Raw genomic sequence first — 15045 nt, forward strand, 5'->3', positions numbered from 1 at the left:
AGAAATGCGTCTTAACCCGATGCGGGCGGTGGCTTTGCTCGCCCTCGCTGCCAGCGGAACCGCCGTTGCCGGCATCTATGAACAAACTGCTCATGGCCTGGTTGTCAAGCCGGACAGCGGGGCGGCAAAGGAAATCCGGCTTGAACTCATGGACGACAACATCATCCATGTGGTCAAGCTGGACCAGGGGGGCAAAGTACTGGTGCCCTCGCTGATGACGGTGGCCAAGCCGTGCGCCTGCACCTTCACTGTTAATCGCAAAGGCGACACGGTCACGCTCAAGGCGAACAGGATTGCCGTTGCCGTGTCGCTGGCCACCGGCAGCCTGCAGTTTTCCGACGCCGGCGGAAAGGCGTTCCTGAGCCAGGCGTCGGAGGCCATCGAGCCGATCGAAGTGGGCGGCAAGCCGTTCGTGACCGTCAAGCAGGGCTTCAACCATGGAACGAAGGATGCGTTCTACGGCCTGGGCCAGCACCAGAATGCGCAGATGAACCTGAACGGCGAAGACGTGCTGCTGGCCCAGCACAATATGATCGCATCGGTGCCGTTCGTGATCTCGGACAAGAATTATGGTGTCCTGTGGGACAACAACGCCATCTCCCGTTTTGGCAATCCGCGGCCTTATGGACCGCTGAAGCGCGACCTGAAACTGGTCGACGCGGAAGGGAAGGCCGGCGGGCTGACCGCGCGCTACTACGTCGGCGGCAAGCTTGCTCTGACTCGCCAGGAACCGGATATCGCCTACCAATACCTGAAAGACGTGGCGGAAAACTGGCCGAAAGAACTCGGCCCGCTGAAAAGCCTGAAGGACGTAAAAGTAGTATGGGAAGGCACGCTCGCCAGCGGCAAGCCCGGCGTGCACAAGATGCAGCTGTATGCCTCCGACTACGCCACGCTGACCATCGATGGTAAGCAGATCATGGATGTGTGGCGCCAGGACTGGAACCCCTGGTACCACAACTTCGAACTCAAACTGAAGAAAGACCAGCCGGTCAGGCTGAAGCTGGAATGGAGGCCGTCCGGCGGCATGCTTGCAATGACGCACAGCGACCCGCTGCCGGACGCCGAACGCCATTCCCTGACGCTGTCGTCCGAAATCGCCCAAGGCATCGACTATTACGTGATTCGTGGCGCCAGCATGGACAAGGTGATTGCTGGATACCGCCACCTTACCGGACAGGCGCCGATGATGCCGAAATGGGCCTACGGATTCTGGCAATCGCGCCAGCGCTACGAAACCCAGCAGCAGCTGCTGGACACGCTGCGCGAGTACCGCAAGCGCCAATGGCCACTCGACAACATCGTACAGGACTGGTTCTACTGGCCGGAAAATGCCTGGGGCTCGCACGATTTCGACAAGGCACGCTTCCCCGATCCGAAAGGCATGGTGGACGAGGTGCACCGCCAGAACGCGCGCATCATGATCTCCATCTGGGGCAAGTATTACGACACCACGGACAACTACAAGGAGTTCGCTTCCAGGGGCCATATGTGGACCAGGAACGTCGAGAACGGCGCATTGGACTGGGTCGGCCCCGGCTACAAGAACAGCCATTACAGCCCTTATGCACCGGAAGCGCGTGAAATCTACTATCGCCAGATGAAGCACAAGCTTGTCGACCTGGGCTTTGACGCATGGTGGATGGACAATACCGAACCGGACGTGCTGTCCAACACCCGTCCCGAGGATTTCAAGAAACTGATCGGCCCCACAATTTACGGCGCGGGCGAAGTCACCTTCAATCCCTACAGCCTGTTGCACACCCAGGGCATGTACGAAGGCCTGAAGCGCGACCAGCCGGACAAGCGGCAATTCATCCTGTCACGCTCCGGCTTTGCCGGCATCCAGCGCAATGCGACAGCCGTATGGAGCGGCGACGTGGCCGGCCGCTGGAACAACCTGTACGACCAGATCGCATCGGGCGTCAATATGTCGATGTCCGGCATCCCGAACTGGACGCACGATATCGGCGGCTACGCGCAGGAAAACCGCTACCAGTATGGCGATCTGGGCTCGGCGCAGGAAAACCGCAGCACTACTGGCGGCAAGATCGACCCGGCCGACCTGAAGGAATGGCAGGAACTGAACCTGCGCTGGTTCCAGTTCGGGGCCTTCTCGCCGCTATTTCGCTCCCACGGCGAAGTGGTCAAGCGCGAGATCTACAATATCGCGCCGGAAGGCTCCGAGATGCGCGATTCGATGGTGTCATACCTGAAGCTGCGCTATCGCCTGATGCCCTACATCTACGCTACAGCCTCGGACACCTATCACAGCTCCGGTACCATCATGCGCGGCATGGTGATGGACTTCCCGCAGGACGACCGCGTGAAAGATATCAAGGACCAGTACCTGTTCGGCCGCGCCTTGCTGGTTGCCCCTGTGACCAGCTACGGCGCCCGCGAACGCGCCGTCTACCTGCCCAAAGGCGCGAGCTGGTATGACTTCGACAGCGGGGCAATGCACAAGGGCGGCACCACCATCACGGCAGCCGCTCCCGCCGCACGCATTCCGCTCTTCGTGAAGGCCGGCGCCATCGTGCCGACCGTGCCGGTGCAGCAGTACGTGGACCAGCACCCGGATGCACCGGTCACGCTGAAGGTCTACACCGGCGCCAGCGGCGAATTCTCACTGTATGAAGACGATGGTGTCAGCAATGGCTACCTGCGTGGCGAGTACAGCCGGATTCCGCTGCGTTACGATGACAAGACCGGCACCGTGACCATCGGCCAGCGGGAAGGGCGGTACAAGGGCATGGTGGAAAAGCGCACGTTCAGGATTCACTTCATCAAGCCTGGCATGTCAACCGCGGGGAGCCTGGATAGCGCCGACAGCGAGGTCACCTACGCAGGAAAGGAGACCGTGGTCAGGTCGCGCGGCTAGCACGCACGCCTAATGCCGCACCGGCGACGCCGGTGCGGACGCCGGCATACTCATCGACAGCAGCACGTCCAGTTCCGTGTGGTTGACCGGCTTGGTCAGGTGGAAATCGAAGCCGGCCTCGCGCGTCAGCCGGCGGTCGCTTTCCTGGCCCCATCCGGTGACGGCGATGATGCGCGGTCCCGGTTGGGCAATCCGTCCCCGCAGCTCGCGCGCCACGTCGAAACCCGACATGCCGGGCATGCCCAGGTCGAGCAGGACCACTTCCGGCTCGAACTCGAAAGCGAGCCTGAGGCCTTCCTTGCCGTCGTGGGCCTCGCGCACCTGGTGGCCGGCAGCCTGCAACAGCGCGGCCATGCTGGTGGCGGCATCGCGGTTATCGTCGACGACAAGGACGCGGCGCGGCTGCAGCCGCGTCTCACGGCTGGTGCGCGGCACGTCCGCCGGCGCCAGGGCCGGCCGCTCGAGCAGTGGCAGGCATACCGTGAAGGTGCTGCCGGCACCGGGGCCTTCACTCTCCGCCTCGACACTTCCGCCATGCAGCTCGATGAAGCCCTTCACCAGCGACAAGCCGATGCCGAGGCCGCCCTGGCTGCGCTCGAGTGCGGGGGCGACTTGCGAGAACAGGCCAAAGATATCCTTGAGGTGTTGCGGCGGAATACCGATGCCGCTATCGGCGATCGAAATCTTCGCCTTTCCCGCCAGCCGCTCGGCCGAAACGCTGATCACGCCACCGTGCGGTGTGAACTTGATGGCGTTATTCAGCAGGTTGAGGAAGCACTGGACCATGCGGGTTGCGTCGGCGGACGCATACAATGGGTCGTCTGGCAACTGCACCAGCACCTCGTGCCCGGCCGCCTTGAGCGCTTCTTCCACCGCCTGCAGTGCGTCGGACAGGCAGTCGACCAGCGACACGTCGGTCTTGCGCAGGGAGACCTTTCCTTGGGTGATGCGCGAGACCTCGAGCAGATCGTCTACCAGCCGCGCCAGGTGGCGCGACTGGCGGTCGATGACGGCCAGTACCCGCTCGGCGTTGGGCGGCAGACCGGACATGCGCGACAGCAGTACTGCGGCGTTGCGGATCGGCGCCAGCGGGTTGCGCAGCTCATGGGCGAGGGTGGCCAGGAACTCGTCCTTGCGCTGGTCCGCCAGCTTGAGCGCCTGTTCCGCCTCGGTCTGGGCGGTAATATCGGCATTCACCCCGAACCAGTGGATGATCTTTCCTTCGTTGTTGCGCAGCGCCACGGCCCGGCTCAGGAACTGCCGCCAGCGGCCATCCGTGCCCTTCAGGGGGACGACCATTTCGTACGGCTCGCCGGTGGCGACCGAATGGCGCCACCTTTCAACGATGATCGGCAACAGTTCCGGGTCGTTCACCTGCCGCCAGCCCCAGCCTTCGGCCTCGCGCTGCGACAGTCCGGTGTACTCGTGCCAGCGCCGGTTGAACCAGTAGATCCAGCCGTCCGGCCGTGCCATCCATGCGATCTCCGGCAATTCGTCTGCCAGCGTGTGGAAATGCGCCTCCATCTCGGCGGCCGCCGCCTCGCCGCGCTTGCGCTCCGTGATATCGGCAATGACGCCGGATACTGCCGTCGCCTTGCCGCTGTCGTCGTAGCTGGCTTTGCCACGGGCGAACGCCCATCGCGCGTTGCCCTGCGCATCGCGCAGGCGGAATTCGACGTCGCAGTCGCGCCGGGTATGCAGGCAGTCGCCAACGTGCGCGCGCAAGCGGTCGCGATCCTCGGCGAACACGTATGCGAGGAGCGCGTCCGGCTCAGCTGCCAGATCCCCGGGCCGCAGCCCCAGGATGTCGTGTTCCACTTCCGGACTCCACCAGGCGCGCTTGTTGACGAGATCCCAGTTGAACACGCCCATCCTTCCCGCTTCCAATGCCAGGCGCAGCACTTGCTGCATCCCCTGAAGCCTGGCCGCGGTGCCTGCAGTGGCCTGGGCTTCGGCCAGATCGCGGTACATGCGCCCGTGCTCGGTCAGCAGCATGATGAGGACGAAGCTCGAGGCGACCAGGCCGTATACCCTGCCGGCGTAAAAGCCGACATCCCATCGGCCGGCGTTGAACACGCTGACGAGCCCGATTTCGAAGAACCATGCGGACAGCACCACCACCAGCCACATATCCAGCGTCGAGGTCGAGCGGCGCGTGAACAGGATTGCCAGCGCCAGCGCGGTGATGAACCATTGGCCGTAGCGCCCTATATTGAAAACGGACGAGTAACGGTCGTCCTTCAGCATCGGCGGCAGCCAGTCGCCTCCGGCCGTGGCCAGTGTACCCAGCAAGGCCGCGCAGGCAAATGTCACCAGCAATGCCTTGGCCGTCGCCCATCCCGGCCTTTCGGCCTGCCAGTCGGCTTGCTTGATGAGGGAATAGGCGATGACCGAAGCGGGAAAACCGAGGTGCCAGAAAACGTGCAAGTAGCCGGTGGTCTGCGGGCCGGCGCCAAGCAGGCCGGTGGGCGTGAATACGCCCGGAAAGGACAACAGGTGCACCGTTGCCATGACGGCCGAGTACAGGTAGCCGCAGGCCAGGATGAGGATGCAGCGCTTGCGCACGAGGTGGAAATAGCCGAGCAGCAGTGTTGTCGTGATCAGGTCGTTGATCGCGAGCACCGGCTGGTGCAAGGGGATGAACCAGGGCACGGCTGCCAGCGGCGTGCGGGCGAAAGAGATGAGCGCGATGAACATCCCGAGCGATACTGCAACGATGATCAGCGCCAGGCGCTTTGACGCAGGGCCGGCCTCGTATTCGAACAATGTTCTGGCGGCTTTGCTGTCAGCGGAAGCCGTGCCATCGCGCGGCACGCCCGGCACCTCGGATGTGTAGTTCATGCGCAATGACCGTCACCCAAGTTTTCGCGCACACATCGTATGTCAGGTGACGAAGAAACGGAGCACGGTACAGCACTGCAGCTTCCTGTGCGGCAGCGGCGCCTGCCAGCGCCTTATTTCAGCCCCAACCGTACCACGCGTCGCGCAGTTCACCGACCTTGATGTTGGTCAGCTTGCTTTGCCTGGAAAGCCAGTCCTGTACCAGCGCACGATGGCTTTCTTCGACTTTGCCGTAGGGCTTGTTCGACACTACGATGCCACCGAAATCGTCGTTGTAGCCGCCGCCGAATGCGAGGCCATTGGCTTCGATGGCTTCTTCGAGGAACTGGTGGATCAGGGCATTGTGCTCGGCCAGGGTCAGGGTGCCGACCAGTTGCGCCTCGACGAGGAAACCGAGTTCCTGGAATTCACCGAGGTGCTTTTTCTTGAGTTGACGTTTGTTATAGCGGCGGGATGCGGTCATGGTAGGGGGCTCTTTCAAGGTAGCGCTGGGATTCGAACCCAGCGAACGGGCGTTAACAGTCAGCAGTTTGAAGTGGGCCGAAATTATTACACACATTCATTGTGTTAACGGTGTTACGGGTCTGAGGCATTATGGTGGGCGGAAGCGAAAAGAAGGCAGGGTGGCTAGCCCTGCCTTCCAAGGGACAAACCAAAAAAGGCCGCTTTATCTAATGCGCTGGCCCAAAGTAAGGTTTGAACGCTTCCTGCATCTCGGGCGGCAACTGATTGAAGTCGATACGCTGCTTCTTAATTGCAGCACGCAAGCGCTGCGCGCCTCCGGCGGCGCGCGCCATGCGCGTTACCAGATCCTGGGCGAGCGCTTGTAGCACTTCCCGTGGAATTTGCCGTGGGTCGCGCACCACAAACGTTTCTCGCGCCGGATCGCCACTGCATTCGCTGCCGGAGACCTTATAGACGCCGCCATCAATGTGTTGGAGATACGGTCGCTGGTCCGGCGTAGGGTTGCGGCGCTTGGAATACCCGTTAACGAGGTAATACGTCGCTGTGGAATGCTTTGCAACACCGAAAATCCATTGACGTGTGGTCCATGCTTCAGTGTCGGCCATCTGCACGCAAAGTGCGCGAATATCTTCGGGCACAAGGTCCAGTTTGATGCCGGCTGCAGGCAGCCTCAGGCCCAGAATGGGGTCACGCAAGAACTGGGGCGGATGGTTGCTTTCTTGCGCACCCGCACTGGCGCAGAGTACCGCAAGCAAAATGGCTACGCACCGGCCTTTAATAGCGGTAGACAGCATGGCTTGGTCTTTCTGCTCGGTATCCGGGACCTGCCCAGAAGTCAGTTTGAACGAAATCGGAAACCCACCTGCTGCCATCATAGCCGGCCACATGTCCATTCTGATTACCTCCGGTGTACGGTTGCATGACCATAACGTCGCCTTTCATAAAATGAAAGGTATCCGGGTTATCTACTGTAATTTCATGAAAGCCGAGTTGAAGCAGGACCGGGCCAAAATCTTTCCCCGACGGTGCATACTGCGCAACTTGCGCCCCGCCAGCTTGAAGGGCCATGCGGACATACTTCGCGCATTTCCCCTGTCCAAATCCTGGGAGCGCATTACTCCGCAAATGTTGCGCAAATTGATCCAGATTAAGTGGCATGAGCGGCCTTTAAACGACTTTGTTGGTTGCCAGATCCCAGCCGCCAGACGTATTGCCGCCAGTACCGCCGCCAATCTTCTGCTGCGTATATTTCCACTTCACTTTCGAGAACTTCAAGTTGACGTTCTCGGTTAAAAGCGTGTCGCTGCCACCCAAATGCGGTGTCACCATGCTGATCAGGACATTTTCGAGTTCGATCTCGAAATACTTCACGCGATCGCCGTTGGAATCAGCCCGGAAGAATTCAAACTTGGCTTTCGGGATGGTTTTTCCGGACGCGCAAGTTTGGAGCAGGATTGGCGAGGACAAATCGCTGAACTTGGAAAAGGATATGTCCGACATTTCTGCGCGTTCGGCAGTATGACCGCCGGCAGTCGATGCGGTCGCGCTTTTTGGCTGGTGCACGCCCCAGTGAATACCCCTAACTTCGATCCATTCTTTGTGCTTGTCGTCTTGCGACTCGCCTTTGATACCATCAATTTGCAAATAAACGTCAATTGCCATACTTTCCTCTTGAGTACAAAACTATCGAATAGGTAGTAACTTCCAGCAGAGTGGATTTCCAGGCTATAACCCACTCCCTTGGAAGTGCTGCGTAAAAATTAAAAATTTCGCAACAGAAAAATTATAACAATGAAACTATTTTCTTGATCAGTTCACGCCGTCAATCGTGCGCGTCCCCCTGCGAGCGGAATAAAGCGAACCGATTTTCCCTGCTTCTCCCGAGAGCTTGCAAAATACCGCTGGGACCTGCTGGAACCAAAAAACGCGTGTATTGCGATCTGATCTCCAATTGAAGCGATAAGGAAGGTAAGTATGTTGGCACTGTTACAATTGAATAAGATGGTGAGACTCTTGTTTTGCGCCGCTGCAACGTCTGTGAACTGCTTCGCTCAGGATGTCGTCACGGACCCTTTGTTGGAATATCGGACCCGGGGGAACCGGCACGGTCTTTACGAGATCAGGGAGGCGGCGAAGGAATTCATTCGCCGCGAAAATTTAGCGAAGAAGTCTCAATGGGTAGTTGGAAATCCAGATATCCGCGTTGTCGTTTGGGAGTGCGCGGTTCCTTTGGTCGCCAAATGGAAAGAGGCTGACGTGCGCAAAGGACTAAGGATCGCAGTCAGTTGCCCCCGGACATTGAAAAACGCGCCAGTGAAAACTTGGCGCGTGAGAGTTCCAGTTTATCCCTCATAGAAATCCCTTGCCTTTCCGGCGTAATGACAACTTTAAAGTCATAAGTCAATGATTTTTAAAGGAAAGTGGTGGGGACGGTGGGAGTCGAATCCGCGTGCTGGTAAAGCCTGCCTTTGCCAGGTGGATCGGAGGTCCGCATCGCGAGATAGATTCAGGCACGAAACAAGACGTCACTTGGGGAGTGAGGCCTGGAGAGTGATCAATGTCACTGAAACTGATATTGGGTAGGGGTGACCACAAAACGTTGCGGAACGGTTTCCGCAACTGGCGCTCGAAGTACTACGTGAAGGCAATAGGAAGTAATGCCGTCACTTAGGCTAGAAACGCAAAAGAGCCCTACAGGTGTGCGGGCTCGTTTGAACTCTCTGGCGGAAGCGGTGAGATTCGACGTCAGTAAAAAAAATCCAGTTAAATTAAGCACTTATTTTCCTGCGCCAACCGGTCCTTGTACCGCACATTTGTACCAGAGTAAGACTCGGTGCCGCGATGATACAAGCCAGCCCGGACAAGTGCAATGTTTCGGCACTTGGGGGGGCAACGTGCGTGCCGAATTATCCGCTGGGCACGTTGATGACTGAGTGGCAACGTTGCGGCCCGGCATGGCTTACATTAATGTATACTTGCGGGGCCCCAACTAGAGTCGCTACCAATGCCCGTTCCCAAGAAGAAACTCATCGCAATTGACCTTTTTAGCGGTTGCGGAGGGCTAACGGCCGGGCTTAAAGAGGCCGGCTACAAGGTTGTCGCAGCCGTGGAGTTGGACGAGAAAGCAAGGCAAACTTATGCATTGAATCATCCTACGACCCGGCTTGCTGGACGCGATATTCGAGACGTAGATGCAGATGACTTGATGAGTTCCCTTGGTTTGCTGCCAGGCGAGTTGGACCTGCTAGCTGGATGTCCACCGTGCCAAGGGTTCTCCAGAATGCGTAAGCGAAATAAGAACTCGTCGGCAAAGGACGACCGCAATGGTTTGATTGACGACTTTTTGCGCTTCGTCCTGACTTTTCTCCCTAAACGGGTGATGATGGAAAATGTCCCTGGGCTGTTGGATTACTATAAATTCAAAAAATTCAAGTCAGCGTTGCGTCAAGTCGGATATGACGTTCTAACCGAGGTATTAGACGTCTCTGACTTTGGTGTTCCTCAGCGTAGGAAGAGACTGATAGTTTCGTGTTCTGCACAAGGAAAAGCAGTTTTGGCACTTCCTGAGCGGAGTAGGACTACAGTTCGTGAAACTATCGCTGATTTGCCAGTTGCTGGAGCAAGCGGCGATGCACTTCACGACATCGGCGAGAGGCGCTCGCCGAAGGTGCGAGAATTGATTGAACTCATTCCACTCGATGGTGGCAGCCGCAAAGACCTTCCTCCCCATCTGCAGCTTGAGTGCCACAAAAAGTCTGACGGCTTCAATGACGTCTACGGCCGGATGTCGTGGGATGATATCTCGCCGACTATCACTGGCGGATGCTTCAATCCTTCTAAGGGGCGCTTTCTCCACCCCGCATTCCATCGAACGATTACCTTACGTGAGGCTGCTTTGTTGCAAGGGTTTCCTCGTAATTACAAGTTCGATGTTCGGCATGGAAAGGAGGCTATTGCATTGATGATTGGAAATGCTTTGCCGCCTCGATTTATTGCAGCACATGCTCGAGCAATTGCAAACTCCATAATAAGATAATATGGCAATTTCCATTGAAATAGCAAAATTAATTCAAGCCCTTAGTAAGTTTTCTCCCGGCAAGCCTCTTAATAATTTCATCGGGGAGGCGACATTTCCGAATTTTAAAGGATTGGCGCCGGGCGCAAAGATTACATTCGAGTTTCCTTTAACTGCTATTGTTGGTCCTAATGGAAGTGGAAAAAGCTCAATCCTGCATGCTCTTTGGGGTATGCCATTAAAGAAAAGCACAAGTCGTTTCTGGTTTTCGACGGCAGTCGACCCAATTGCTGAAGGCGGCGCTTATGGCGTGACGCGATACCACTATAAGCATTGGATTAGTGAACTAAATCAGTTTGTTGAGACGCGAAAAGTTCGCGGACGAAAGCGACGTGGCTATTGGGAGCCTGCTCGTGCGTTGGTGAGCGATGGAATGGCACCGATGCCTGCCCCAACAGCGAAAGCAGAGCCGTTTCGCTCGGCTGACAGGTGGACACCTACAGTGCGGGAGGTTAAATACCTTAATTTCAAATGCGAATTTAGTGCATTCGACCGGGTATTTTATTTCGCTGACAGAAGTCAAACTCTTGAGCAACGTCAGAATGATATTGCAAAAGATGCTGAGAAATTGGCTCGTGTAATTGGCAAAGGGTTGCAATCATATAAACCTGGTGGTTATCAGGCAGTGTTTGAAAACCGCGAGCTGACGCCTGTTGAATTGGAGTGGGTCTGCTATATTCTCGGCCGAGAGTATGTTAGTGCACGATATGTCTTGCATCGTTTGTATGGGCTGATTGAGGCTCCAACCGTAGTATTTAGGCGGCCAAATCTTACCTATTCTGAAGCATTCGCTGGTAGTGGCGAGCTCGCTGTTGTTCGAGCTGTCATTGAAATTCTAAGCTACCCGCAATACACCTTGGTTCTTTTGGATGAACCAGAAACTTCACTTCACCCAGGCGCCCAAGAACGATTCATGGGCTTCCTTTTGGAGACGATACGAACTAAACACATCCAAGTTGTTGTCTCAACTCACTCTCCAACATTGGTCAATATGCTGCCGCCAGAAGCAATTCGCACTTTGGAAGAGGATGCCAATGGTAAAACGCAAATTGTTGCAGTGAATCACCCAGAGGCCGCCTTCAACGTCTTAGGGCACCAATCGAACGACAAAATTACGATTGTTGTGGAGGATGTGCTGTTGACAAGTCTTGTGCAACTTGCGGCAAAACAGCTTTCCGCTGGTGACCAAAGCGCAATTACGTTCCACACGCCAGCGACTGGAGCGGACAATATTCTTACCTATGATATCCCAGGTTGGATTTCGGAAAATAGAAACATATTTGTCATATTAGATGGCGACCAAAATCCTGGTAATAAGATAGATTTCGGTAAGCTTACGGACGCGGAAAAGTTAAAGTTAGAGACTTACATTCATGCGCGCTATAAAGTTCGTCCACTTCACGTATCGGATGGAAAAGTTGAGCCAGGTTTGACGTATTTGAAATGGGTTGAGGAACGTGTTCACTTCTTGTCGTCAGTATGCCCGGAGCAGGTACTGCTGGAACAACTCGTTGGAGTGGATGCGGCGAAGCCCAGCGCGGCTAACAATAAACTTGCAAAGAAGAAGTTGATTGAGAAACTAGCTGCGGATGGGCATGCAACGGATGCTCAGGCGCTTCGTGCTTCCGTTAGTTTTATCATTCCAAACTTTGGCCGCGATAATAATCACATCAAGGCGCTGGCGGATACTCTTCGCGAAATTATAAAATTTGATGTGGCAAGAAAGGCTGCAGCAAAAAAATAGTTCTGAATAATTGGGAATCTTGGTTATGCGTGAAAAATTCAAATTTCCTTCACGAGGATTTTATATTGTTGCCGACAAGATTGCCGAAGCAGATTATTTTCTCGAAAAAATGAGGGAGACACAGTTTTCCCTTTTTGAGTTTTCATACAACCTGAGTGCATTTGCGTCAGCTGCAAGGAGTATTACATTTTCACTTCAAGCAGTAATGTCTAAGTACCCTGAATTTAGTGACTGGTATCTCCCTCATCAATTGAATCTCAAGAACAATGAGTTGGCTAAATATTTCGTAAATTTGCGGAATCACATCTTGAAAGTCGGGGAGATGCCAGTTCGTCATGCTGGAGCGATGCGTTTCGGGAAGCTTAGAAGTATGTCGCATTTTGTGGATGTCGACGGGTTGCGGAATTCACCGGATGGTGAGGTTATATCTCTGGCCGAGACTTACTTCACTGACATTCTCAAAGTTATCGAATCCTGTTACCGAGACTATTGGGCATATATAGACCCTCGCGCTATATTTACCGAAAAGGGTTTGGAAATTCTCGGGTGGACAATCGAAGATATTGAAGAGGCTTTTGGGCTACCTAGAGGATGGACTGATATCCCTTATGAAGGGGATGATAAAAATTTTCAACGACTAAGGCTGCTGGAGCGCCAATTTGGCGGCGATGAACAGTTGGAACAGTATTTCGATAAATATAAAGTAGGGCAGGGTGCGGCAACACAGTAAGCCATTCGATACTGATGGTTGCAATGACGCAAGTAAACCGGGCGGCGAAGAACCGCCCGGTCAGAGTGCCAAAAGATGCCTTTCAAGTAATATTTCCAACCTCGCTATTGAATCCGCCAAGATTCAAGTTCGTGTATCACGCCGCCAGGCGCGATATGCAGCACATAACAGCAACGGGCCGCCAAGCCCTGCCACACACTTTCGCAAACGCTCCAACCTTTCGGAACACGGTGCCAGCCGTGTCGTCACTGATGTGACTCCCCATACGCTTCGGTCGTATCGCGCACGGGTCAATCCCTACTCAGTCGGTCTCCCCCTCTCATCCATCATCCTGTACGGTGCCAACCTGCACAGTTCGGTGAGAGGTTCCCACGTTAGTTATCGGCTACTACGCAACGTAACGCCACTGTCTCCACACTTCCTTAGCCTTCCGGCTCCCCTTAGGTTTCCCCAGCCCGATGTTCCATAGCGGCTCAAGTACTCAGGTTGTGCTTCATCGACTACGAACCACGGCTTAATGCCTATGGCTTTACGCTGCTCCGCACAGCACCCATCATGGGGTGCCGTTACACGCTTAAGCTATCCAGAGACCCCCGGTTTCCCAAGGTGCCAACTGCGCCAGGTTTCCCCTTGCAGCCCTCGTACATCACTGTACGCTCATCAGCCGTCGTGTGCGGTACGGGTTACGCCCTTGCGGTACGTCCCCCGAGCCGGATTTACACCGGCATTCACCAGATAACAGGTCGCCAGGCCATTTCCTGCCTGTCGCCGTTTCCGTGTCGCCCAACGTCATGCCGGTCCCTGCCGGCGTGATTGGGTCGAAGGAGGGAGTTGCACCCTCCAGCGCCCATCGCAGCCGCACCAGCCCTATTAGAGGCATGCGGCTACAGCATTTGCTTTGCTCCAGGCTGGCGGCCTGGAACATGTCGGGTTGGCGCCCCGACGTGTCCTTTCGGACGTGTGTGTTTTGCAGTTTGGCGGTCCGCTCGCTGAGCCCTCAAGCGACTATGGAAGGCGCACCGAGCGAACCACCGTGCATGCGAGCAGTGTCGACTTTCGTCGGCCGGTGCCCTCGCAAACACGTCTTTCCTTCTAATGTATAGCTCCTCTCCCGAGCTGCGCTCGGAACATCATTACGTCTCATACCCGCTAAACCCAATGACATCTTATTCGCGCGGTTTTTTTGCTATACGGAGTGTGACTTTGATAAGGATTCATATGCTTCCATCTACGCCCATCGCACGTAGCAAAACAGCCGCCTTAGCCCGGATTCTCGACAGTGTCCCGAAAGGCTATCGACGGTTTACCTGCGGCACGGTCAACGCGGCCAAGGCCAAAGCTCTGGCGAACAAATTCCACACCCTGTATGGCATCGGATGCTCGCCGGCGCAGCGCTTAGTCAGGAAGTCGAAGGGCCTTGCTAATGCCATCCTCGTGATGTTCTGGCCGGAAAACGCGGTCGAAGTGAATTGGCTGCTACTTGCGACAGATGGTGCCGGGCTTGAATCTGAGAAGCTTCGTCCTGTCGAAGAGAAGCCCCGCCTGACTTGGCTAGGCTATGAGTTAGTTCGGCGCAGTGCGCAAGGCAGGACAAGCTGGACATGGCGACGGTCCCGGGTGGAAATGGCCGAACTACATGCTCAGTTAGCATGGCAAGCCAGTCTCAGACACCAGAAGGCCATAGAGGAAACGCTTGAGCGCATTGCTCGGCAACCAGGGTTCAGTGGCATACGGGCGCAGTCTTGGTCACTATGCCAGGAAGCCCGGCGACGCGGCTACAGCGGCCCGCTCCCCCACCTGTTCTTCATCCAGAAGGTCTGCCACGGCGACCGTCTGACTCTGGACCCGTCTTAGCTTGACCGCCCCGAAGCCCGACCCGCTACCCGAACAAAGTGGAGCTTGCCGCTAGCTGACAGAAGATACTCGCAATGAGGCGGGAAAAACGAAACCTGCGGCACCACATCCCGGCCGCCCTGGCTGCCCGACCGCGAAGCGGCGGTCTACGCACATTTGAGGGGTGCAAAGAATAAAAGATATGCTCAATTGAGCATATCTGGTTATTCCAATTTATATTCAAAATTTAATATACACAACAGGAATAACCTAATGCATATCCTCACGTAAGAATATGCTTAAGTAAGGATATTCTTACTTAAAGGATTCTAGGAAGAATATCCTTAATTTTTATATGTTCAGGGAAGGATATTCACTTTAGAGTAGCTAGGAATAGCCGAAGGCCCCTGGGGCCTTCCATCATCCAGAGTTGGATGACTCCGACAGTCATTTCGAGTCACGCGCTATCTTCACCC

General features: G+C 55.8%; 10 protein-coding genes. 5 read left to right on the forward strand and 5 right to left on the reverse strand.

The window, feature by feature from the left end; all coding sequences use genetic code 11:
- Window positions 1-4 precede the first annotated feature (4 nt).
- Window positions 5-2881 (forward strand): TIM-barrel domain-containing protein, encoded by a 2877-nt coding sequence (locus tag ACWBU6_RS10970; protein ID WP_452648823.1) that lies wholly within the window; start codon window positions 5-7, stop codon window positions 2879-2881.
- A gap of 9 nt (window positions 2882-2890) precedes the next feature.
- On the opposite strand, the gene ACWBU6_RS10975 is transcribed toward ACWBU6_RS10970, so the two are convergent.
- The 5 genes from ACWBU6_RS10975 to ACWBU6_RS10995 form a co-directional block, all read right to left on the reverse strand.
- Window positions 2891-5722 (reverse strand): MASE4 domain-containing protein, encoded by a 2832-nt coding sequence (locus ACWBU6_RS10975; protein ID WP_452648824.1) that lies wholly within the window; start codon window positions 5720-5722, stop codon window positions 2891-2893.
- Between the two features lie 118 nt (window positions 5723-5840).
- Window positions 5841-6185, reverse strand: a complete 345-nt coding sequence (locus ACWBU6_RS10980) for a YggL 50S ribosome-binding family protein (protein WP_452648825.1) — start codon at window positions 6183-6185, stop codon at window positions 5841-5843.
- Between the two features lie 208 nt (window positions 6186-6393).
- The gene (locus tag ACWBU6_RS10985; protein ID WP_452648826.1) at window positions 6394-6981 is read right to left on the reverse strand and encodes a hypothetical protein; all 588 of its coding nucleotides are present in this window, start codon (window positions 6979-6981) and stop codon (window positions 6394-6396) included.
- Window positions 6962-7345 (reverse strand): hypothetical protein, encoded by a 384-nt coding sequence (locus tag ACWBU6_RS10990; RefSeq protein WP_452648827.1) that lies wholly within the window; start codon window positions 7343-7345, stop codon window positions 6962-6964. The genes ACWBU6_RS10985 and ACWBU6_RS10990 overlap by 20 nt, the downstream gene beginning before the upstream one ends.
- 9 nt (window positions 7346-7354) lie before the next feature.
- Entirely contained in the window at window positions 7355-7849 is a 495-nt protein-coding gene (locus tag ACWBU6_RS10995; RefSeq protein WP_452648828.1) for an Hcp family type VI secretion system effector, read from the reverse strand.
- 1342 nt (window positions 7850-9191) lie between these two features.
- Between ACWBU6_RS10995 and ACWBU6_RS11000 the strand changes: the two genes are divergently transcribed.
- From ACWBU6_RS11000 to ACWBU6_RS11015, 4 genes are all read left to right on the forward strand, one after another.
- Window positions 9192-10223, forward strand: a complete 1032-nt coding sequence (locus ACWBU6_RS11000; RefSeq protein WP_452648829.1) for a DNA cytosine methyltransferase — start codon at window positions 9192-9194, stop codon at window positions 10221-10223.
- Window position 10224: 1 nt separating this feature from the next.
- Window positions 10225-12006, forward strand: coding sequence for an ATP-dependent nuclease (locus ACWBU6_RS11005; RefSeq protein ID WP_452648830.1), 1782 nt, complete (start codon window positions 10225-10227; stop codon window positions 12004-12006).
- A gap of 25 nt (window positions 12007-12031) precedes the next feature.
- Window positions 12032-12736: a hypothetical protein gene (locus ACWBU6_RS11010; RefSeq protein ID WP_452648831.1), complete on the forward strand. Its 705-nt coding sequence runs from the start codon at window positions 12032-12034 to the stop codon at window positions 12734-12736.
- Window positions 12737-13954: 1218 nt separating this feature from the next.
- A complete protein-coding gene (locus ACWBU6_RS11015; protein WP_452648832.1) occupies window positions 13955-14590 on the forward strand; it encodes a hypothetical protein in 636 nt (211 codons plus the stop codon).
- Window positions 14591-15045 lie beyond the last annotated feature (455 nt).

The organism is Pseudoduganella sp. HUAS MS19, from assembly GCF_053615455.1.